We start from the raw sequence: 22192 nt of genomic DNA, 5'->3' as shown, positions 1-22192 counted from the left end.
GGACAAGTCTAGACACGCCGTCATTCGATGACTAGACTACTTAATCTGCATAGCCTTTTAAGCCTGGTTAAATAATGACCCGTTTCGATGACCTGGCCGCATTTGCCGCCGTGGTGCGCGCCGGCAGCTTCACGCGCGCCGCCGCGCAGATGGGGCTATCGCCTTCGGCCCTCAGCCAGACGGTGAAGGCGCTCGAGTCCAGGCTCGACATGAAATTGCTCAACCGCACGACGCGCAGCGTGTCCACCACCGAAGCGGGCGAGCGCCTGTACCAGGCCGTGGGTCCGCGCTTCGCCGATATTGAAGGCGAACTCCAGATCCTGAGCGAACTGCGTGGCAAGCCTGCAGGCCAGGTGCGTATCACCGGCACCGAGAACGCCATCAGCACGGTCGTGTGGCCCAAGCTCGAGCCCTGGCTTCCGCGGTACCCGGAGATCCAGCTCGAGCTCAGCAGCGACAACCGTTTCGTCGACATCGTTGCCGAGCGCTTTGACATTGGCGTGCGCCTGGGCAACGACGTGGACAAGGACATGATCGCCGTGCGCATCGCGCCCGATATGCGCATGGTCGTGGTTGGCGCCCCAGCCTATTTCGCCAACCGCCTGCCCCCCGCAAAACCGCAAGACTTGCAGGCCCACGACTGCATCGGCCGCCGCCTGCCGACGCACAGCGGCCTGCTGAGCTGGGAGTTCCACGAGGGTGACAGAAGCTTCAATGTCAGCGTTTCAGGCCGACTGGCCTTCAACGCCAACCCGCTGATCGTTGCGGCGGCCCTGGGTGGCCACGGACTGGCCTGGGTTCGCCACGACCAGGTGGAGCAACATCTCGCCGATGGCACCCTGGTGTCGGTGCTGGACGACTGGTCGTCTACCTACAGCGGTTACCACCTGTACTACGCGACCCGGCGCTCCTCGCCTGCGCTGGCGCTGGTGGTGGATGCGCTGCGATATGACACCAGCGACACCGGCAGCGGGTAGTTCATTCCGTTTGCCAATCCCGATGGCCGAGGCGTGGGGGGCGTCAGGCGCCGGGCACGAACACCATCGCGATGCTGACCCACACGCCGAAGCTGAAGTAAGGCGTCAACCACAGCGCATCGGCCTTCCACGCCGCCCAGCTGCCGCTGGGCACGCGGCGCAGCCAGGCGTCGCGCGCGCCCTGGTCCAGCCGCATATAGGCCAGCCCGTGGGCGCGGCCGTGCTGGTAGCGGCGCCAGTACATCGGCACGTCCACGCACAGCACATAGGCCACGAAGGACACCGAACCCAGGATGCCGGCGACGGCCAGTGCCTGGACCCAGCCACTGCTGCCCAGGGCCACGGCGCCCAGCAGCACCGCCATCCACGAAAAGCCTGCCGCCCACAGCGAGGACTCGACCGCCTGGGTGATGTGGTTCAGCGTCAGCACGCTGTGCCAGCAAAAGCCCTGGGCCACCACCATGAACACCGGTATCGCCCACGCCGCCATCTGCACCCACGGCAGGCCGGCATGCACGCCCAGCTGGTGCACCAACAGCCCCAGCTGCAGTGCGAAGCAGATCTCAGCCACCGTGGCTGCGCTGCGGCCCAGGAAGATGCTGGACAGCCGCGTGTCCACCACCACCAGCCGCTCCAGGTCTACCCGCGGCAGCACCGAGCGGTATGCGCACACCAGCACGTAGACGCCCGACAAGGCCAGCTGCAGCCCCGCGTAAATACCGCTGCCCGGCCCCATGTGCAGCACGGCCAGCCACAGGCACACATTCAGCACCGCAATGGCGCACAGCGCCCGCCACCAGGATAGAACGCGCATGTCTGCTTCGATGGGTACTAGCGAAAAATTGTGGCGGCTTGATGACATGGGGCTCAGGGTAACCGGGAGGGCGTTGGGGAGGCAAGCGCTTTTGCGGTGGGCTGTAGTCCATTCAAATGCTCAGCTCACTGGCCAACGTGATCGTGCTGTCTATCGCATCCGATAAGCACGTTTGTGTCAGTATTCATGAGGGGGCCAATTTCTGTTTGCGACTCGTGCGCGCAATCTAACGTTGCACTTCGTGAACCATGCCACGAGAATTTCTCCAATGAGCATTCCCAATATTGGCTTCGGGCGAGAGACCTAGCCTTGCATAGAAATAGCGACCAATTAATGCCGGCATACCCTCAAGGGCAACTTGAATCTGACCTAGCATGGCCATAGACAATACTTCGCCCGTAGTGACATGGGCCAGCAATTTATTCGTATTTTCAACAATGCCGACTAGGGCCCATTCGACCACGATACGTGGCATGTTGATAGCGTCGAACACTTCATCAGGTGACACCTTTGGAAGTTGTTTGTCATGCCAACAATAGTGCTCTATTGCTACATCTGAAGGCTGACGCCGTGCGACGGTGATCAGTTTCCCGTTTTTCACCGCCAGTCCTAAAAACTCCAGCAACGCTCGTGCGTGCATAAACCCACTTTCAATGATTGGGTTGAGAAACAGCGCCAAGTCTCCCTCGAGGTGAATTTTTCCGGCGATAGTCGCCTGCACAGATACCTCGGTTGACACTTGTGCCATTAGGTCGAGAGCCCAAGCTGCATTTTGGACGGCCGCTACTCGATAGGGTACCCAGATAGCCTGGATTTCCTCAAGACTCAATGACTGGCTTTTAAGCATGGTGAATAGTTCATAGCGAAGGCGAAGGGCTGCTCTAGGCCGATACGCAAATCTAACGTAGATGCCCCGACACCCGTTTCTCCAACAGTGCCACCAACTCCGGTTGCATGAACTGGTAGTTGTCCGGTATGTCCAAACACACCACTTTCTTGCCGGATAAGTGCCGCTTGAACCGCTGGGCCAGCTGCGTGCGGTGCCGTTTCTCCATCACGCAGATGATGTCGGCCCATTCGATCTGGTCCGCGCTCAACGGACAATCAGCGTCCGGCGCCAGGCCGGCGGAGTCTGTTTCTATGCCGGGTACGGTGGAGAAGACATGCTCCGCGGTAGGGCTGCGCAGTCTGTTGCGGCTGCAGATGAAGAGTACGCGTGGCATGGCAAAAATTGCATCCAAAGTTTAGGAAAAAGAGCCGCTAGCGCATATTCCACCTGCGCTATCAGCTCTTATTACGATAGCGCCTTAATGCTTCTGCTACTTCGGTCGCTGCCGTTTCCGGCGGCTGGAGCCGCGCTAGGCTGCGGGCAACTATTTGCTATATAAAAAATAGCTTATACCGCAGATGGAATATGCGCTAGGGGCATAAATATTATGGGGTTTGAGACGGTGAAAGCAGGCGCTATTCGGCACATGCACTATCCGGCGCATACCCGTCCGCGTCCTTGCTGCTTGGCTTGATAGAGTTGCACGTCGGCTTGCTGGACCAGTGACGCACTGGTGTTATGTTGGTCAGGGTGGGACGCGGCAACGCCCACGCTGATGGTTATCACCTGGCCGATGTCAGAGCCCAGATGTTCGATGCCCAATTGGCGTACCGCCAGCTCCAGTTTCTTTGCAATGGCCGTGGCACCGGCCAGGTCGGTGTCTGGCAGCAGACAAACAAATTCTTCCCCACCGTACCGGGCCACCAGATCGAAGGGGCGGTTGAGGTTGGCGGTGAGTGCTGCAGCAACCTGTCGCAGGCTGTCATCGCCCGTCGGATGACCGTAGCGGTCGTTGTAGCGCTTGAAAAAATCAATGTCGATCATCAACAGCGCCAGCGTGGAGCCATTGCGACTGCAGCGCTGCCACTCTGCCTCCAACCGCACGTCGAAATAGCGGCGGTTAGCGATGTGCGTGAGCCCGTCGTTGAAAGCAATCATCCGCAGCATGTCGGCCTGGAACTTCAGGGTCAGATGGGCTTTTACCCGGTTGCGCAGGGTCACCGGATTGACGGGCTTGTTGACAAAATCGACGCCACCGGCTGCCCAACAAATGTTTTCTTCTTCTGGATGCTGGTAGGCGGTAATGAAGACCACCGGAATATTCTGTGTATCGGGGTTCTGCTTGAGTCGGCGGCATACCTCCAGGCCATCCATGACCGGCATCACCACGTCCAGCAGCACCAGATCGGGCAATGTTTTCTGGCAAAAAGCCAGCGCTTGTTCACCGCTGGTGGCGGCGAACACGTCGTAGTCGGCGGTCAACGCCTGGTGGATGACATGGATGTTGATGGGCTGGTCATCTACCACCAGCAGCTGTCCCCGGCGTTGGCCGAGATCAGGGGATAAGGATGGCATTGCTGGGATGTTCATGTCGGCCCCGTTTCCAAGTGTCGCAAGAGCTGGGTGCAGAAGCGAGAGGCTTGTGCGAACTCCATTTTTTCCAGTGCTTGGCGTAGCGGAGTGAACTCAACCGACATATGCGCGCCATGGCGTTGCTGCAGCTGCTCGAACACCGAAAAAACCTCTAAATTCGACATATCCAGCAAACGTATGAGCTCGGCCAACCTGGTGCGCAAATCGGGTGTATCGGGGGCGCTGTTAGTCTGCGTGAGCACGGTACCAGGGGCGAACCGGGCGGCAAGCTCGCGTACGGCAGGACGGACGGTCCGGCCCGCCGCCAGCACTGCGCTGAAATCATCCAGCCGCATCTCGCGCCCCATGGTTGCCGCCAACGCTTCTTCTGCCTGGGCTGCTTCCGTGGCCAGCTGGTCCGCACCTACGGTACCGGCCAAACCTTTCAAGGTGTGCAGCAGCCTTGCCGCCTCGCCATGGCCTTGTTGTGCCACTGCCGTTTGCAATTGACCGGTCCAGGCATCCATCTCGTCAGCGAAGCTGAGCAAGCTGTACTGGAAGACCTTGGTATTGCCATCCAGCCGGGCCAGGGCTGAACTGCTGTTCCAGCCCGGCGGGTCTGCCGCCTCCGGGCGTGCAGCCGCTGTGACCGATGGGCGTGCGTGGCGCAGTATGGCCGCGACCAACTGCGATAGGCTGAATGGCTTGCTGACATGGTCGACCATGCCTGCAGCCAAGGCCGCTTCGCGGTCAGCCGCCATGGCATTGGCCGTCATGGCAATGATGGGCGGTGCGCTGTGCCCGAATTGCGCGCGGATAGACCGCGTGGCGGTATAGCCGTCCATGCCGGGCATCTGGACGTCCATGAGAATGGCGTTGAACGGCGGATCGGCGCGTTGCACTGCCTCCAACGCGGCTTCTCCGCCTCCGGCGACTTCTACCTGCGCGCCATCCAGGCTCAGCAGTTCGGAGGCCACCTGCTGGTTGGTGAGGTTGTCTTCCACCAGGAGCAGGCGCAAGCCTGCGAGGCGCTGTGATCCGGGTGCTGGCATGCCCAACAGCGGTTTCGGAAGATGTTCCACCCTGACGTTGGCAACGGCGTCGAACAGCATCGACGCCGTGATGGGTTTGATCAGTACGCCGTCGACCACGCCGGGTTGCTGCGTTTGCTTGTGTGCCAGCAGTTCACGCTCATAGGTGGTGAGCATCACAATCAGCGGCGTCTTATGGTGGGGGAGTTTTTGGCGTATGCGCTTGCTGGTTTCCCAGCCGTCCAGGGCCGGCATGCGCCAATCGATAAACACCACGTCGTAGGGCTGCTCTGCGCCGCGCCGCGCCATTGCCGCCAGCGCATCGACGCCGTTCTCGGCAATGTCGGCCTGCCAGCCGAGTGAGGCCACCATTTCGACCAGCACCTGGCGGGCGGCCGGATGGTCGTCCACCACCAGGCAATTCAGGTGTTGCAATTGCGAATTCCACGGAGCTTGGGCCTGTAGTTGCGGCTCGATCGGCTGGAGCGTGATGGTGAACTGGAAACTGCTCCCCTGCCCCAGCACGCTGTCGACAGTGAGCTTGCCGCCCATGAGCTGCACCAAGCGCTGGCAGATGGCCAGCCCCAGTCCGCTGCCGCCGTAGCGCCGGGTCGTGGATGCTTCGGCCTGGACAAATCCTTGGAAGATATGCTGGCATTGCTCGGGCGAGATGCCAATGCCGGTATCGCGGATGGTAAATGCGATCGACAGCCCGGCTGGCTCCTGCGCCACGCACGCCACTGACAGCACGACTTCACCCCGCGCGGTGAACTTGATGGCATTGCCCACCAGGTTGAGCAGAATTTGCTGCAAACGCAGCGCGTCGCCCACGACCCACTTTGGCAGAGCGGGGTCTGCATCGAACAATAGCTCGATTTCCTTGCCCGCCAAATTGGCCGACAAAATGACCGCCATATCGCGCAGCAGCTTGTCCAGATTGAAGGGGTGCAGGTCCAGTGCCAGTTTGCCAGCTTCTACTTTGGAAAAGTCGAGGATGTCGTTCAGGATGTCCAGCAGCGCACGCGCAGACGACTCGGCTTTGGTGGCGTAGTCCTGCTGGTGTTCATCCAGCGGGGTTCTTTGCAGCAGCTGCAGCATGCCGAGAATGGCATTCATCGGTGAGCGGATTTCGTGGCTCATATTGGCCACGAATTCTGATTTGGCCTGGTTGGCGCGGTCTGCTGCGAGCTTGGCGGAACGCATCAGCTCTTGTGTTTCGTGCTGCTGCGTGATGTCGCGGTTGATGCCCAGCATACGCAGGGCCTGGCCTTTTTCATCGCGCTCCACCAAAGCCGCGGCCTGGATGAAGCGGATGCTCCCGTCCGAGTGCACGATGCGGAATATGGTGTCGAACGCGTTATGGCCCTCGATAGCCGTTATCAGTTGGGCGGCGGCGGCCTCCACGTCGTCAGGATGCACCCGCGCGTACCAGTCTTCGTACTTCGCCCCCACCTCCTGCTGCGAGAGGGGCAGGCCGTAGATTTGGTACATCCGCTCATTCCAGACCAAGCTGTTGTCGGACAAATGCCAGGTCCAGATGCCAAGCTCGGCTACCGTGGCTGCGGTCAGCAACTGGTCGCGCGTCGAGACCAGTTCGCGCCGATTCTGTTCGCGCAGTGAAATGTCCGAAGCAATGCCGAGGAAACCGTTGATCGCCCCATCGTCCTGGCGCAGCGCGGATACCGACAGCAATACCGGAAAGCGTGATCCGTCTTTGCGCACATAGGTCCATATTTCTTCATTGGGCAGGTTGCGGCGGGCTTTGGCTACCAGTGCTTCAAAGCCGGCTGCAATGGGTGTGCCCAATTCTTGCGAGAACAGCAGGGCACGCGCTTGTATCTCTTCGGCTACGTGAAACTTCACGGGGGTCAGCTGGCCCAGCAACTCCTGCGCCGTGTAACCCAGCATGTGCTCGGCAGCCGGGTTGAACAGGGTGACGATACCCTCGGTATCGGTTGCGATGATGGCGTAAGGCGCGTTGGACAGAATGGTCCGCTGTAGCGAGGCATAGTGTTCGACTTGCGCTGTGCGCTCCAGCACCTGTTGTTCCAGATTGGCATTCAATGCATGGACTTGGTCTTCGGCTGCTTTCTGGGCGCTGATATCGCGTACTGTTTTGGAGACACCCACAATCTGGCCGCTGCTGGCGTAGATCGGTGACACCGTGACCGACACATCCAGCTGGGTGCCATCGCGCCGCTGGCGGACGGTGTTGAAGCTGGACATCACCTCGCCCTGTCCGATGCGCTGCAGAATGTCGATTTCCTCGGAAATCAACGCTGGCGGCACGATCAGGTCGGCCAGCTTATGGCCTACGGCTTGCGCGGCCGTGAAGCCAAAGATGCGCTCGGCGCCAGCGTTCCAGCTGAGCACCTGGCCCTGCAATGTTTTGCCGATGATGGCGTCATGCGAGCTTTCGACGATGGCGGCCAGTTGGGCCTGCTGCGCGTCGGCCCGGCGGCGCTGGCGCATCAGCAGCAGCCCGAACCCGCCTACCAGCAAACTGCCCACCATGGCGGCAAGCAAGGCCATGGCGCGGGCATGGTTGGCGGCACTGGTGATCACGTCGTTGGGCACGGTCATGATGACGTGCAGCACGCGGCTGGGATCGTTGGCATCCAGGGTAATGGCTCGCTCGGTCGCGTGGATGGTGCCAGCCGAACCCACATAGTCCTGGTAGACCTGTCCTGGCTCGGCAGGGCGCAGGGCTTGGAACGCATCGTTCCAGCGCCAGGGATGGCCCAGTTCGAAGCCAAAGCTGCGTTGGGCGTCCGGATGGAACAGAAAGTCTCCCTGGCTGTTGGTCAGATAGCCCACGAACTGCGGTGGAAGTTTGTCTTGCAGGGGGGCCTGCAGCACGCGGGCGTGGATGTTGATGACCACCATGCCGAACAGTTTTCCGTCCGCATCGAAGATGGGCGTGGCCACCCGCAGTGTGGGCACGATGGGCTGCTGCAGTTTGCCGTCTTCGCGGTTCAGCGTGATGTCCGAGACGTGCACCTTACCGGGGCCCAAGTAAGCGGTGGCCTGGAAATAGTCACGGTCGCCCTTGGTCCGGAGCTGGCTGTCCGGCGTGATCGTCGTGGTGTCGCCCAGGCGGTCGACGCGGACCAGTTCACGCCCTGCGTCGGCTATCCCAATCAGGCGCACCTGTGTGATGTTGGCATTGTGTTGGGCGTAGGCGCTGAAAATGGTTTGCAGACGTTGCTGCCATAGCGACAGCGGCGTCTGTTCCATGGCGTCGTAGCCGCCCGGTAGACTGGCACGCACCATGCCTGAAATCGGAGGCAACTTGGATAGAAAAATAACATCACTGCGAAACTCGGCAAGGCTCTCTTCCAATGCCTTTGTGATGACCTGGGTACGGGCGGTCAGCCTCGATTCCTGCTGTTCTTTGGTGTAAGCATGCGCCTGCTGGCCGGCTAGCCAGACGATGGCAGCATCGAAAACGCAAAGTACCAATATGGCCCATAGCGTCAGGCGGTTGGCCGACAACACTTGCACGATAGATTTCAGCCGCAGCATGGTGGGCTCCTTGGTTCTGGGTGAAATGCAGCGTGCGATGGTCTGTACGCCATCGGTCTGCACCCGGAGTTCACGGAGAAGTACCTCCCTATTGCAATATCGGTTTCCGGCTTATTGCAGTTTGCCATGGGTTGGACCTGCCATCTACCCGCGATGCACCGCGCTCCAGGCCACGGACAGAGATCAGTCCGGAAGGAGCCCTCCGGCATGTTCGGAGCGCCTGCGGTGGTGGGCAGGGCAATCACTTTCGTCAATGCGGCTGCCGATTTCACCGGGGCGTGCATGGGGGCTTTCTCCCGCCAAGGGCTAACCACATCAGAGCGCAAACTTGCGAAGATATTGTTACGTTTGCCTTTGACCGGCTGGGCAATTCTTTCCCCAATTTGGAGGACGTTTAGCCCTTGGAGTGCACCGGCAGCTTCAGCACGCTTGGCGCCGTGGAGGTGATGAGGTCGCCGCACCCCAACTGCTGCGATAGGCGTTGAACAATGGCTTCAGATCCACTGCGGTCTTACGATGTGCTGCTTCGTGGATATTCCACTGAGACGCAGCTGTGGAAGTTGGCTGGCGTGTGGCTCGCCGATTTTGGGGCAAGGGTTATGCCCCGGAGGCTGCTAGCGCAGATGGTACCTGCACTGGCAGCTCTGATTGTGATAGCAGCTGGGTTTGCGGTTCCGGCGACAACTGCGCTGGCACCGCCGCGATCCATCGCGGGGCGACGGATCTCTTGCCGGTGCTGGCTGCGGTGTTCCGACTTTGCTGCCCCCTATTGCGGCACAAGCCCCGAAGCCTTCACCAGTTCGGCATGCAGCGCGATCTCCTGTGCGATGGTTTGCTGGAATTGTTCGGGTGTGGTGGGCGCCTGGTCCATGCCAATCTCATAGAGTTGTTTCTTCACGTCCTCGCTCTGCAGGATGGCGTGCACCTGGCGGTTCAGCTGGTCCACCAGGGGGCGGGGCGTGCCCGCTGGAGCCAGCAGGCCGATCCAGGTCTGCATGACCATGTTCGGGATGCCTGCTTCGCGCATTGTGGGCACGTCGGCAATCAGCGCCGAGCGCTTGTCGCTCATCAGCGCCAGCGCTGTCAGCTTGCCGGACTTGAGGTAGGGCAGCGCCTCGGGCAGGGGCGCGAACAGCAGGTCCACGTTGCCACCCAGCAGGTCGGTGATGGCCAGTGCGCCCCCTTTGTAAGGTATGTGGGTCATGCGCACCTGCGCCCGCGTTTCGAACATCAGCGCGGCCAGGTGTTGCGGGCTGCCGTCGCCCGAGCTGGCGTAGTTCAGACCACCGGGCTTGGCCTTGGCTGCGGCGAGAAGCGCCCCAGCGCTGGGGAACTTCTGCTTGTCATTGACCACCAGCACCATGGACTGGTTGGCCAGCTTGGTGATGGGGGCGAAATCTGCCTGCGGGTCGTAAGGCAGCTCTTTGAAGATGCTTTTGTTGGTGGTCAGGAACGAGGCGGGTGAAGCCATCAAGGTGTAGCCGTCTGGCGTGGCCTTGGCCACCACCGGCAGGCCGATGCGGCCGGAGGCTCCGGCCCGGTTGTCCACCACGAAAGGCTGGCCGGTGGCAGCGGCCAGCTTCTGGCCGATCAGGCGCGCAATGATGTCCACCCCGCCGCCGGCAGGCAGTGCCACCAGCAGTTTCACCGGGTGGTCGGGATAGCTGCCCTGGGCGCTGGCGGGCATGGCTGTGGCCAGCAGGCCCAGCGCGCACGCCAGGAGGGACATTCTGCGTCGAGTGTTCATGGATAGCTCCGGTAGGTAGGTCAGGAAGGAATGGATTCGCCGTGGCAGGCAACATGGGAAACATCGGGCACATCGGGCACATCGGGCACCAGGTGGTCCAGCCGCAGGCGGGTGATGGCGGCGATTTCGCCGAGTGTGGTGGCCAGCTCGGTGCTGCGGTCGTGTGCCAACCGCTGCTCGAACGCCTGCAAGGCCGACTCTCGCGTGTGGCGGCGGATGCATAGGATGAACGGGAAGCCGAAGCGCGCCCGGTAGGCCCGGTTGAGCGCGCTCCAGCGCTCGGCATCAACGGTGTCCAGCTGCGCCAGTGAAAGCGTGCCCTGCTCTGCAATCGACGCATCGGTCATCGTGCCCCGGCGGGCGTCGTCACCGGCCAGCTCCGGGTGTCCGGCATAGAAGGCCACGCGTGCAGACTCGTCCAGAGCGGCCACCACCTCCACCATCGCTGTGTGCAAGGCATCGACCGTCGCAAAAGGGCGCTGGCCGACGACGCCGTGAGCCACCCAGGGGGCATGCTCCCAGATGTCGGCCAGGGTGGCGCAAAAGACCTCGGGTGCGCAGGTGTTGAGGTGTTTCAGGCTGGATTGTGTGCTCATGCAACGGATCTTAGGGACGCAAATCATTGCCGTCCATCACCATTTTTGCAGTGCTGCATACGCAAAATTAGTACACTCTGCCTGCACTACTCCTGACCTATCCATGCGCCATTCGCTTGTTCCCGCCGGACTGCGCTACGCCGACCAGGTTGCGCGCTCGGGCTCCATCCAGAAGGCCGCGCGCGAACTCCACGTGGCGGCGTCGGCCATCAACCGGCAGATCCTGCAGCTGGAGGAAGAACTCGGCGTGCCCTTGTTCGAGCGGCTGCCGCGCGGCATGCGTTTGACGGCCTCGGGCGACGCACTCATCACGCTGGCGCGCCACTGGCTGCAGGACGAGCGTGGCGTGGTCGCCGAGATCCGGCGCCTCCAGGGCGTCCACCAGGGCCATGTGTCGCTGGTGGCCATGGACAGCCATGCCACCAGCGTCATGCCTGCCTTGGTGCGGGATCTGGGTGTGCAGCATCCGCTGGTCAGCCTGTCCATCGCGCTGGCCACCCCCGACGATGCCGAGGCTGCACTGCTGACCGGCCAGGCCGACCTGGCCGCCATCTTCAACCTGAAACCTCGCCGGGAACTGCTGGTGCTCTGGAAGAGCGCGCTGCCGCTGGGCTGCGTGGTGGCACCCGGCCACCCGCTGGTGCAGCGCGAGACGGTGAGTTTCCAGGAGGCCATGGCCCACCCGGTTGCGCTGCAGAGCAAGGCGCTGACGATACGGCGTTACCTGGAGGCCCAGTACAGCTGGCTGTTCAAGGAACCGCGCCGCTATACCGAGACCAACTCGCTGCAGCTGGTCAAGCAGCTGGCGCTGGGCGGCAACCATGTGGTGTTTACGTCCGAGCTGGACGTGGCGTCGGAGCTGGCCACCGGACAGCTGGTCTTCATCCCGATCCGGGACCGGGGGGCCGAACCCCAGGAGATCAGCGTGGCCGTGGATGCCACCAAGCCGCCCGGACCGGTCGTGAAGCTGGTGTCCGAGCGGCTCATCCAAGCGCTGCAGGACTGCCTTGCGGCGGCCCGTGCACAAGGTGCGCGCACGGTTATGGCAGAAGCGGTATCCAAGGTTTAGACGAAAAATGCTTCTGGCGCAGAAGCAAAGCGTCAGCTCTGCAGGCGTTTTCGATGCTTGGTGGCTATTTCCACAAATGCTTTCGCCGCGGGCGACAGTTTGTCAAACCTCAAGGCAGCCAAGGCAATCTCTCGGGGCCTGCGCGGCTGAAGGCTCCGGTAGACAACGCCTGCAGGTGGCTCCGGTAACGCAAGACGGGCCGCTATGGCGACAGCATTGCCTGCCAACACAAACCCCATCATCGAGCTCAGTTGTTCAAACCGAAACAGTGTCTTGGGGATGGCCCCCTGTGCTGCCAGGAACTGGTCGATGTGCGGACCCGAGCCTGCCGAGGTGCGAATAAACGGCTGGTCGTGAAGATCCTGTGCTTTGATCGATGGCTTTGACGCCAGCGGATGCGATGCTGGCAACACCGCCACCAGTTCATCCACGACCAAAGACAAGGTGTCAAACCGCTCGTCGGGCAAAACCACAAAGCCCAGTTCCACGCGCCGTTCCAGCAAGTGTTGCACCACCACGCCATCCACCACTTCGTCTATATGCACCTCGACCAATGGATGCGCTTTCTGAAAGCGCGCCAGCAACGAGGGCAATAGGCGCAGGGACGAGGTGGCGCCAAAGGAGGCGATGCGCAGAGTTCCTCGCGCAATACCTTGCTCCAGGCCTGCTTCCTGCTGCAGAGCTTCCTTCTGTTGCAGGATGTCATTCGCCCGCACCAGGAGGCGGGCGCCTATATCGGTCAATACGGGCGTACCACTCTCGCGAATGAGCAGGCTGACGCCGAGCTCGCTCTCCAGCTGTTTGAAGGCGTGGCTGACGCCGCTTTGTGTGATGCCCAATGCCGCTGCCGCCCTCGAGAAGCTGCCCACTTTGGCGAGTACGGAGAAGATTTCCAGCTGCGTGAAGGTCATGAGTATTTGCTCATTCGACGATGAGTCTTCAAGAGCGGATAGTACCGCTCTCATGAACTCTTCTCGATATTCCACGCATGTGGGTTTGGTCTGCATGGCTGCTTTGTGGGGCGCTTCCTGGCCATGGGGGCGGGTCGTCGCGCAGGCCATGCCGCCGTTGGCAGCTGCCAGCCTGCGCTTTCTGTTGGCGAGCGCCGTGCTTCTGCTTTGGCTGTACCGCAGTGGCCACATGGGAGGACTGCGTGTGCTCAGCATCCGCCAGTGGGCGGGACTGGGCTGCGCATCCGCAGTGGGCGTGCTGGGTTACTCCATCTTCTTTTTACTGGCCCTCCAAACCGTCCCGGCAGGTAAGGCCGCCATGGTCGTGGCTTTCAACCCGGTCCTGACACTGCTGTTCGCTGTGCTGCTATTCCGCGAAGCCGTGAACTGGGTTATGTGCACCGGCGTCGTTCTTGCTGTTGCAGGGGCGCTGTATGCCCTCAGCGGAGGCGCGGTGGCTGGCCTGCATGCTGGCCCATCGGGAGCTGGAGAGTTGTTGTTGCTGGGCTGTGCAGCATGCTGGGTGGGCTACACCTTGATTGGCCGGATGGTGCTCGCTACGGTCGACGCACTCACCACCGCAACCGCCACCGCAGTCATGGGCGCGGTGTTACTTCTCGGCGCCAGCATGGCACTGGAGGGGCCAGCTGCGTGGGGCCACTTGGCCGACGCACCCGCAGCGGCTTGGTACAGCATTTTTGCGCTTGCCTTGGGCGCAACAGCTCTGGCTTACGCGTGGTATTTGAACGGGGTGAAGGTATTGGGAGCAGGGTCGGCAGCGGCATACATGTCGCTAGTTCCGCTGTTCGGCATGGTGTTCTCCAGCCTCTGGCTGGCAGAACCCTTCACTGCATCGTTGTTGACCGGTGGGGCACTGGCTATCTTGGGTATGCTGTTGATGCACCTTGGAAGGCGCCAGCTGATGGAGTCCTCCAAACGCGCTCCACCCTGAGCAGGCAAGAACATTTCTTGGAGCGGATTGGTCAACCGTGCTTGCAATTCGTTGACCGGGGCACTGCAAAGACCACCGCCATCTTCAGCCTGCGCATTCACTTCGTTTCATTTCACTATTGCGATGCTCTTGCCGAGCTGACTAAAAGGGCAATCGGCGTTCGTGTCAGATGCAGCCGCATCCCCAGTGTCCTGGATTGGTTTTTCTGGCGTTGCATCGGGCGGCAAGGCGTCGCCCCATACTTTCATGGCCTCCAGCACGTCGCGCAGCCCCTCGCCCAGAGGTGTGAGTTCGTAGACGACCCTGGGGGGTGTCTCCGCATAGGCGGTGCGTGTGACCAGCCCGTTGCGTTCAAAGCCCTTGAGCCGGTGCGTCAAGGTGTGGGCGCTGATACCTGGCAGCGCCTCCCTCAGTTGGGTGAATCTTAGGGGGCCGTGCAGCAGTTCGCGCACGATCAGCGTGGCCCAGGGGCCATCCAGGATGGTCAGGAAGCGGGCCACGCCGCAGCAAGCTGTCGTTTTCTGCTCCATGTTCAGGAATCTCCATTAGTGCATTTGACGTAACTGATGCAAATCTTAGACCATCAATACTCCAATAACAGCACTATTAGAAAGAAGCCTTCTCTCATGACCTATGTAATCCACGGCGCCACGGGCGCCCAAGGCGGCCCGCTGCTGGCGCGTCTGACCCAGTCCGGCAAGCGGGCTGTTGCTGCAGTCCGTAACCCGTCTGCTATCCAGGATGTTCCCGCAGTGGCGGTGGACAACGCATCGGTGGATTCGCTGGCCGAGGCTTACTGGGGTGCCGACGGCGTTTTCGTGCATCTGCCGGTGGTTTCGGAGCCCGAGCGCCTGGTCTATGCGCGCAACATTGCCCAGGCTGTCGCACGCGCCAAGCCCGCGCGGGTGGTGATCTCCACCAGCGGCTGGGTGGTAGACGAGCCCGATTCACCCCTGCAGAACCCGCCTGACAGCGCGATTGCAACGCTGATCCGCGAAGTTCAGCAGTCGGGCGTTTCGCTCGCGGTGGTCGCTCCGCGCCTGTTCTTCGAAAATCTGCTGAACCCCGTCGTGCTGGGACCGGTGAAGTCGGCGGGGATTCTTCGCTATCCCTTGCGGGCAGATCTCCTGGTGTCCTGGAGTTCCCATCTGGACGTCGCCGAGGCTGCTGAGCGCCTGCTGCTCGACGCTTCCGTGACGGGCCTTGTCGGCGTGGGCCAGTCGCCCGGGATTGCCGGCGTGGATTTGGCAGAAGCCTTTGCGCGTTACCTGAATCGCCCTGTGTCGTTCAGCAGCCTGGAGCCAGAAGCCTTCGGCGAGATGATCGCCCCCTTGTTTGGTGCTGGTGCGGCTGCGGGGGTCGTCGCGGGCTACCAGGCCCAGGCCAGGTCTTCCGCGAATACGATCACCCAAGCCCAGAGCGCACAGCGCCTGCTGGGGCTGACGCCGCGCACACTGCAAGAGTGGCTGGCCGAGATCTCGGCTTGACCACGCACCTCCACTCTGCACAGGCGTGGAGGGCGCTGCCCCAACGCGTGGCATGGCAGAGGCTGTACCAGGGTTTAAACAAAAATGGCTGCTGGCGCAGGTACCACCTGCGCCAGCAGCTTTTATTACGATAGCAACTGGGTCTGCGGTGCCGGTGGCAGCTGCGCCGGCGCTGGGGCCGGTTTCCCACGCAGCTTCGCACCCATGCGCCTGAACCAATGCTCCAGGTCATCGACATAGGTAAACACCGCCGGCACCACCAGCAGGCTCAGCACCGTCGAGGTGATCAAGCCGCCAATCACCGCCACCGACATCGGGCTGCGGAAGCTGCTGTCGGCCGCGCCCCAGCCCAGGGCGATGGGCAGCATGCCGGCGCCCATCGCCAGCGTGGTCATGACGATGGGGCGGGCGCGCTTGTGGCAGGCGTCGAGCAGGGCCTCGACCCGGGTCATGCCGTGGTCGCGGCGGGCCACGATGGCGTATTCGACCAGCAGGATGGAGTTCTTGGTGGCGATGCCCATCAGCATGATCAGGCCGATCAGCGAAGGCATGGAGAAGCTCTTCTGCGCGATCAGCAGGCCCACAAAAGCACCGCCCAGCGACAGCGGCAGCGCGCACAGGATGGTCACCGGGTGCAGGAAGTCCTTGAACAGCAGCACCAGCACGATGTAGATGCACAGCACGCCGGTCAGCATGGCCAGGCCGAAGCTGGCGAACAGTTCGCCCATGACCTCGGCGTCGCCGATTTCCACCACCTTCACGCCGGGCGGCAGCTGCTGGATGGCGGGCAGCTTTTGCACCAGAGCGGTCACGTCGCCCAGCGGCAGGCCGGACAGCTCGATCTCGAAGTTCACGTTGCGGGAGCGGTCGTAGCGGCTGATCACCGCCGGGCCGCCATTGGTCTCCAGCGTCGCCACCTGGCCCAGCATCACCGGGCCTTTGCTGCCGGGCACGGCCAGGCGCTCCAGCACGCCCAGGTCCTTGCGCGCCGCGTCGTCCAGCTTGACGACGATGGGCACCTGGCGCTGCGACAGGTTGAGCTTGGGTAGCGACACATCGAAGTCGCCCACGGTGGCAATGCGCAGGGTTTCGCCGATGGCGTTGCTGGTCACGCCCAGGTCGGCGGCCTTGGCAAAGTCGGGCCGCACCGCGATCTCCGGGCGGATCAGGCTGGCGGTAGACGCCACGCTGCCCAGGCCGGGAATGGTGCGCAAATCCTTCTCTACCGCCAGCGCGGCGGCTTGCAGGGCTACCGGGTCTTCGCCGGTCAGCACCAGGATGTACTTCTCGCCCGAGCCGCCCAGGCCGACCTTGCTGCGCACACCCGGTAGGGCTTCGAGCGCGGCGCGGATGTTGTTTTCAATGCCCTGCTTGCGCGGCCGCTCGCCGCGGTCGCTGAGCAAAATCGTCAGCGTGGCCTTGCGCGCCTCGGCCGCGCCGGCCGGGGCAAACGGGTCGCCGCCCGCGCTGCCGCCGCCGATGGTGGTGTAGATGCTCTTCACATGCTCGACCTTGGCGATCAGGCTGCGCGCCTGCTCGGCGGACACGCTGGTCTGGGCCAGGGTGGAGCCGGGCGGCAGTTCCAGGTACACCTGGGTTTGCGAGTTGTCGTCCGGCGGGATGAAGCCGGTGGGCAGCAGCGGGATCAGCGCGATCGAGCCGAAGAAGAACAGCGTCGCGCCCACCATGGTCAGCACCCGGTGCTTCAGGCACCAGGTGGCCCAGCGCATGTAGATGCGCAGCCAGCCGGCTTCCTTCTCGGCGCCGACCAGGGGCTTGAGGATGTAGGCCGCCATCATCGGCGTCAGCACCCGGGCCACCAGCAGCGAGGCCACCACCGCCAGCGCGGCGGTCCAGCCGAACTGCTTGAAGAACTTGCCGGCAATCCCGCTCATGAAGGCGGTGGGCAAAAACACCGCCACCAGGGTGAAGGTGGTGGCGATCACCGCCAGGCCGATTTCGTCGGCCGCCTCCATCGCCGCCTGGTAGGGCGTCTTGCCCATGCGCAAGTGGCGCACGATGTTCTCCACCTCCACAATCGCGTCGTCGACCAGAATCCCGACCACCAGCGACAGCGCCAGCAAGGTGATCACGTTGACCGAGAAGCCCAGCCAGTACATGCCGATGAAGGCCGGAATCACCGACAGCGGCAGCGCCACGGCCGACACAAAGGTCGCGCGCCAGTCGCGCAGGAACAGCCAGACCACCACCACCGCCAGGATCGCGCCCTCGTACAGCAGGTGCATGGAGCCGGTGTACTCCTCTTCCACCGGCGCCACGAAGTTGAAGGACTCGGTGAGCTCCATGTCGGGGTACTGCAGCTTCATCTCGGCCAGCGCCTTTTGCACCGCCGTGCCCACCGCCACCTCGCTCTCGCCGCGGCTGCGGGAGACCTCGAAGCCGACCACCGGTTGGCCGTTCAGCAGGGCGGCGGAGCGTTGCTCGGCCGTGGTGTCGCGCACAGAAGCCACCTGGTCCAGCCGGATGCGCCGGCCATCGCTCAGCGCCAGCTGCAGCTGGCCGAGTTCCTGGGCGGTCTGCACCGTGGCCAGGGTGCGCACCGGTTGCTCGCCGCTGCCGATGTCGGTACGGCCGCCCGCGCTGTCCAGCTGCACCTGGCGCAGCTGGCGCGAGATGTCGGCGGCGGTCGCGCCCAGGGCCTGCAATTTCAGCGGGTCCAGCGCCACCTGCACCTCGCGGGTCACGCCGCCGACGCGGGTCACCGCGCCCACGCCGCGTACCGCCAGCAGCTTGCGCGTCACGTCGTTGTCGACAAACCAGGACAGGGCTTCGATGTCCAGCTTGCTGGAGCGGATGGTGAAGGCCAGCACCGGCTGGGCCGCCATGTCCATCTTGTTGACGATGGGGTCGCGCACATCGGCCGGCAGGTCGCTGCGGACCCGGGCCACGGCGGAGCGTACGTCGTCCACCGCCTCCTGCACGGCTTTCTCGAGACGGAACTCGGCCGTCACCGTGACGCTGCCGTCCTGCACCGAGGTATAGATGTGCTTCAGGCCTTGCACCGTGGCAATCGAGTTCTCCAGCTTGCGCGCGACCTCGGTTTCCAGCTGGGCCGGCGCGGCGCCGGGCAGGCTGGCGGTGACGATCACCGTGGGCAGGTCGATGTCGGGAAAGTTCTGCACCTTCATGGCGTTGAAGGACAGCAGACCGGCAAAGGTCAGCAGCACAAACAGCATGACGGCCGGAATCGGGTTCTTGATGGACCAGGCGGAGACATTCATCTGGATGCTCCTTATTTGCTAGCTGCTTGCGCAGGTTTTGCCTGCGCTGGAGCCGTATTTGGCTTAGAAGTCTCGACAACCCGCACCAGATCGCCGTCGTTCAGAAAGCCCGCGCCGCTGGCCACCAGCAGCGCGTTCGCGTCCAGCCCGCTGGTGATCTCCAGCCGGTCGCCGATCTGCCGCCCGGTCTGCACCTTGACCCGGGCCACGCGCTTGTCGGCGCCCACGCGGTAGACGTAGCTGAAGGCGTCGCGCACTACCACGGCGGTTTGCGGCACGGTCAGCGCGGCGCTCTGGCCGAGCTCGAAGGCGCCTTTGGCAAACATGCCGGGTTTCAGCAAATTGCTCTGCAGGTCCACATAGACCAGGCCCATACGGGTTTGCGGGTCGACCGTGGGCGCCACCATGCGCACCTTGCCTTTGACCGGCGTGCCGTTGGCGGTGCTGACCAGGGCCTGGGTACCGACCTTGATGCGTTCCAGCTCGGCGGCGGTGACTTCGGCACGCCATTCGAGCCGGCCTTGCCGCACCATGCGGAACAGCTCAGTGCCGCTGGCCAGCACTGCGCCTACCGTGGCGCTGCGGGCGCTGATGGTGCCGCTGTCGGGCGCCAGCACCTGGGTGTGCTTCAGGCGCTGTTGCTGCACCACCAGGGTGGCCTTGGCGGCCTCGACCCGGGCCTTGGCTACCTGCTCGGTGGTCAGGTACTGGTTGATCTGCTGCTCGCTCAAGGCGCCGGTGGTCTGCAGGGTGCGGGCGCGGCTGGCGTTGCCGGCGGCGTCCAGCGCATTGGCTTCGGCCTCCAGCAGATTGGCCTTGGCCTGGGCCACGTCGGCCTGCACGCTGTCGGCGGCAAAGGTGGCCAGCACCTGGCCGGCGCGCACCACGTCGCCCACATTGGCGCGCACTTCCAGCAGGCGCAGGCCGTTGGCCTCGCTGCCGATGCTGGCCTCTTGCCAGGCGGCGACGTTGCCGTTGGCGCTGAGCTGCACCGTCCACGGGCTTTGCTGCGGCTGCACGGTGGTGACGGTGAGCGCCGCCTTGGGCTGGGCCACCTTGTCTTCGTCGGCCGCCCGCGAATACGTGGCAAACAGGCCGCCAGCGCAGGTGATTATTGCCAGAGCAGCTGCGAAAACAATAGCGTTGGGTTTGAAGGCGATGGGTGTCATGCGGGTGTCCGGTAAGTATTTAGGGCAGGCTGGCGGTGCTGTCGGCGGGGCTGGTCCAGCCACCGCCGACGGCGCGGTACAGCGCCACCCAGGCCAGTAGGCGTTCGCGCTGCAGGGCAATCACATTGGTGTCGGCCGCCAGGGCGGTACGGCGCGCGTCTTCCAGCTCGGGCAGGCTGGCCACGCCGGCCTGGTAGCGCGCCTGGGTGGCGGCAAACGAGGCCTGGTAGCCCTCGGCGGCGACCTGGGTGTCGGCCGCCCGGTCGGCGCTGCTGCGCAGGTTCACCAGGGCTTCCTCCACCTCGCGCACCGCCTGCCGCACCTTGCCGCGGTACACGGCCACGGCCTCGGTGTAGCGGGCCTGGGCGGCATCCACATTGGCACTGCGTTGGCCGCCGTCGAACAGCGGCAGCGACAGCGCCAGCGGGCCGATCGACCAGGTGTTGAAGTTGTCGCTGGCCCCGGCCGAGCGCACGTGCATGCCGCCGATGGCGCCGCTCAGGCTCAGCCGCGGGTAGCGCTGGCCCTGGGCGTTGCCCACGTCGAAGCTGGCGGCCGCTACATCGCGCTCGGCGCTGAAGATATCGGGCCGCTGGGCCAGCGCCTGGGCAGGGATGGATGCTATGGAAAAAAGAGCTATTTGCGCAGGAGGCATGGGCGCTGCAGCCAGTTTTTGTGCCAAATCGGCTTCGGGCAGGCCGGTCAGCGCGACCATGGCCTTCAGGTAGATGTCGCACTGGGTGAGCTGCTGCACCAGGCGGTTCTTGGCTTCGGCGGCACTGGCGCGGGCCAGGGCGTCCACCGCTGGCGCGGTAAAGCCGGCGCGGGTGCTGAGTCCCGACAGGCGGGCGGTCTCCTGGCGCGATTGCGCGTCTTCGCCGGCCAGGCCGCGCAGCAGCGCGCAGGCACGCACCGTCACGTACTGGCTGGCCACCTCGGCCGCCACCGCCACCCTGGCGTCATGCCACTGGGCTTGCGCGCCCTGCTGGCGGGCCTGGGCGGCGTTCAGCGCGGCGCGGTTGGTACCGAACAGGTCGATCTCCCAGGCCGCCTGCAGCCCGGCCTGTGCGGTGCTGGCGATGGGCACGGCGGGTTGCGACACGCCGCGGCTGGCGCTGGCGGTCGCATCCAGGCTAGGCATGAGCGCGGCCCCTGCGCCCACCGCGGTGGCGCGGGCCTGGCCGATGCGCGATGCGGCCGAGGCCATCGAGGGGCTGACGCTCTGGGCCGCGTCTATCAGCTGCACCAGCAGCGGGTCGTCCAGCCGCTGCCACCAGCTGGCCAGGTCGCCCAGCTGGCCCTGGTGCGGTAGCGGGGCCTGCCATTGGGCGGGCGCCTGGGCTGGCGCGCTGGTGGGCGGCGCGGTGCTGGCGCAGGCGGACAGCCAGACGGCTGTGCCCACCAGGGTCCATCGGAGGTGTTTCATACAGGTTTTTCCTTGCGCTTGCGCGGCGCTGACGTGGCAGGGCTGCGGACTGAACGGAGTGCGGCCTCGGCGCTGACCATGGCCAGCGCGTATTCGACCAAGGGCGGATTCCAGCGGTCTATGGATTGCGGGGTCTTGACCAGCGAGGGGCGGATGGCTTCCACCATCTCGCCGCAGGCGAACAGCTGGATCGCCAGCCCGCTGATGGAGAAGGCCAGGCGGTGCACGCCGTCGTCGGCGCGGGCCAGGCCCAGGTGGCGGCTCAGCAGCGCCACCATGGCCAGGTGCGGGCGCTTCATGTCCTGCTCCAGCTCCACCGCCCACTGGCTGGTGGGCTCCAACATTTCGCGCATGTGCAGGCGCATGCACTGCCGCACCAGTTCGCCCTGCTTCAGCGGGTCGAGATAGGCGGCAAAGAAGCGCACCAGGGCTTCGCGCAGGCTGAGTTCGGGGTCGCTGAATAGCGCCACCGCATCGCGCGGGCTGCCGCCCAGGGGCTCGGTGAAACAGGCGCTGTAGAGCCCGGTCTTGTCGCCAAAGTAGTAGTGGATGGCGGCAATATTCACCCCGGCCGCCAGGGCGATCTCGCGGGTCGAGGTGCGGGCAAAGCCTTTTTCGGAGAACAGCTTGAGCGCCGTATGCAGCAGCCGGGTGCGGGCTTCTATGCCGTCGCTGCGCGGCTTGCGGCGTTCGGGCTCGGTGGGGGTAGGTGTGGCGGGGGCTGGAGATCGGCGCATCGGTGGCATTAGAGCATATAAATCAAACGATTGATTGAAGTGTGGGGCGGTGCGAAATGCGCTTTGCGG

General features: G+C 63.6%; 17 protein-coding genes. 4 read left to right on the top strand and 13 right to left on the bottom strand.

The genetic code is table 11. The features are described from left to right. Nucleotides 1-74 precede the first annotated feature (74 nt). Nucleotides 75-977, top strand: coding sequence for a LysR family transcriptional regulator (locus tag J2X19_RS16600; protein ID WP_310374917.1), 903 nt, complete (start codon nt 75-77; stop codon nt 975-977). A gap of 43 nt (nt 978-1020) precedes the next feature. On the opposite strand, the gene J2X19_RS16595 is transcribed toward J2X19_RS16600, so the two are convergent. The 7 genes from J2X19_RS16595 to uraD all read right to left on the bottom strand — a co-directional run bounded on the left by J2X19_RS16595 (nt 1021) and on the right by uraD (nt 11091). Further along, the gene (locus tag J2X19_RS16595) at nt 1021-1791 is read right to left on the bottom strand and encodes a hypothetical protein (protein WP_310374915.1); all 771 of its coding nucleotides are present in this window, start codon (nt 1789-1791) and stop codon (nt 1021-1023) included. Between the two features lie 226 nt (nt 1792-2017). After that, the gene (locus J2X19_RS16590) at nt 2018-2638 is read right to left on the bottom strand and encodes a hypothetical protein (protein WP_310374913.1); all 621 of its coding nucleotides are present in this window, start codon (nt 2636-2638) and stop codon (nt 2018-2020) included. Between the two features lie 52 nt (nt 2639-2690). Next, entirely contained in the window at nt 2691-3014 is a 324-nt protein-coding gene (locus J2X19_RS16585; protein ID WP_310374911.1) for a low molecular weight protein tyrosine phosphatase family protein, read from the bottom strand. 257 nt (nt 3015-3271) lie between these two features. Next, nucleotides 3272-4210 (bottom strand): diguanylate cyclase domain-containing protein, encoded by a 939-nt coding sequence (locus J2X19_RS16580; protein ID WP_310374909.1) that lies wholly within the window; start codon nt 4208-4210, stop codon nt 3272-3274. After that, nucleotides 4207-8748, bottom strand: a complete 4542-nt coding sequence (locus tag J2X19_RS16575) for a PAS domain S-box protein (protein ID WP_310374907.1) — start codon at nt 8746-8748, stop codon at nt 4207-4209. Before J2X19_RS16575 ends, J2X19_RS16580 begins: the two co-directional genes overlap by 4 nt. Nucleotides 8749-9514: 766 nt before the next feature. After that, nucleotides 9515-10495 carry a Bug family tripartite tricarboxylate transporter substrate binding protein gene (locus tag J2X19_RS16570; RefSeq protein ID WP_310374905.1) on the bottom strand — a complete coding sequence of 327 codons (981 nt, stop codon included), beginning with the start codon at nt 10493-10495 and terminating at the stop codon, nt 9515-9517. A 20-nt stretch (nt 10496-10515) separates the two neighbouring features. Next, nucleotides 10516-11091: a 2-oxo-4-hydroxy-4-carboxy-5-ureidoimidazoline decarboxylase gene (gene uraD / locus J2X19_RS16565; protein ID WP_310374903.1), complete on the bottom strand. Its 576-nt coding sequence runs from the start codon at nt 11089-11091 to the stop codon at nt 10516-10518. Nucleotides 11092-11194: 103 nt separating this feature from the next. Here uraD and J2X19_RS16560 point away from each other — a divergent pair, with 103 nt between their 5' ends. Continuing rightward, nucleotides 11195-12160 carry a LysR family transcriptional regulator gene (locus J2X19_RS16560; protein ID WP_310374901.1) on the top strand — a complete coding sequence of 322 codons (966 nt, stop codon included), beginning with the start codon at nt 11195-11197 and terminating at the stop codon, nt 12158-12160. A 32-nt stretch (nt 12161-12192) separates the two neighbouring features. Here the strand turns inward: J2X19_RS16560 and J2X19_RS16555 are convergent, their stop codons facing one another. Further along, nucleotides 12193-13071: a LysR family transcriptional regulator gene (locus J2X19_RS16555; protein ID WP_310374899.1), complete on the bottom strand. Its 879-nt coding sequence runs from the start codon at nt 13069-13071 to the stop codon at nt 12193-12195. A 52-nt stretch (nt 13072-13123) separates the two neighbouring features. Between J2X19_RS16555 and J2X19_RS16550 the strand changes: the two genes are divergently transcribed. Next, the gene (locus tag J2X19_RS16550; protein ID WP_310374896.1) at nt 13124-14062 is read left to right on the top strand and encodes a DMT family transporter; all 939 of its coding nucleotides are present in this window, start codon (nt 13124-13126) and stop codon (nt 14060-14062) included. Nucleotides 14063-14169: 107 nt separating this feature from the next. Here J2X19_RS16550 and J2X19_RS16545 read toward each other — a convergent pair whose 3' ends face one another. Next, nucleotides 14170-14592 (bottom strand): winged helix-turn-helix transcriptional regulator, encoded by a 423-nt coding sequence (locus tag J2X19_RS16545; RefSeq protein WP_310374894.1) that lies wholly within the window; start codon nt 14590-14592, stop codon nt 14170-14172. 96 nt (nt 14593-14688) lie between these two features. Here J2X19_RS16545 and J2X19_RS16540 point away from each other — a divergent pair, with 96 nt between their 5' ends. Next, the gene (locus tag J2X19_RS16540) at nt 14689-15549 is read left to right on the top strand and encodes an SDR family oxidoreductase (protein ID WP_310374892.1); all 861 of its coding nucleotides are present in this window, start codon (nt 14689-14691) and stop codon (nt 15547-15549) included. A 125-nt stretch (nt 15550-15674) separates the two neighbouring features. On the opposite strand, the gene J2X19_RS16535 is transcribed toward J2X19_RS16540, so the two are convergent. From J2X19_RS16535 to J2X19_RS16520, 4 genes are read right to left on the bottom strand one after another with little or no spacing between them, the layout of a single operon-like run. Next, the gene (locus J2X19_RS16535) at nt 15675-18791 is read right to left on the bottom strand and encodes an efflux RND transporter permease subunit (protein ID WP_310374890.1); all 3117 of its coding nucleotides are present in this window, start codon (nt 18789-18791) and stop codon (nt 15675-15677) included. An 11-nt stretch (nt 18792-18802) separates the two neighbouring features. Then, nucleotides 18803-19960, bottom strand: coding sequence for an efflux RND transporter periplasmic adaptor subunit (locus J2X19_RS16530; protein WP_310374888.1), 1158 nt, complete (start codon nt 19958-19960; stop codon nt 18803-18805). A 19-nt stretch (nt 19961-19979) separates the two neighbouring features. Beyond that, nucleotides 19980-21386 carry an efflux transporter outer membrane subunit gene (locus J2X19_RS16525; protein WP_310374886.1) on the bottom strand — a complete coding sequence of 469 codons (1407 nt, stop codon included), beginning with the start codon at nt 21384-21386 and terminating at the stop codon, nt 19980-19982. Next, nucleotides 21383-22123, bottom strand: coding sequence for a CerR family C-terminal domain-containing protein (locus J2X19_RS16520; RefSeq protein WP_310374884.1), 741 nt, complete (start codon nt 22121-22123; stop codon nt 21383-21385). The genes J2X19_RS16525 and J2X19_RS16520 overlap by 4 nt, the downstream gene beginning before the upstream one ends. Nucleotides 22124-22192: the final 69 nt, after the last annotated feature.

Origin of the sequence: Rhodoferax ferrireducens, assembly GCF_031458075.1 — a bacterium.
Classification (GTDB): domain Bacteria; phylum Pseudomonadota; class Gammaproteobacteria; order Burkholderiales; family Burkholderiaceae_C; genus Rhodoferax_B; species Rhodoferax_B ferrireducens_A.
This window is presented reverse-complemented; position numbering and strand designations above follow the sequence as displayed.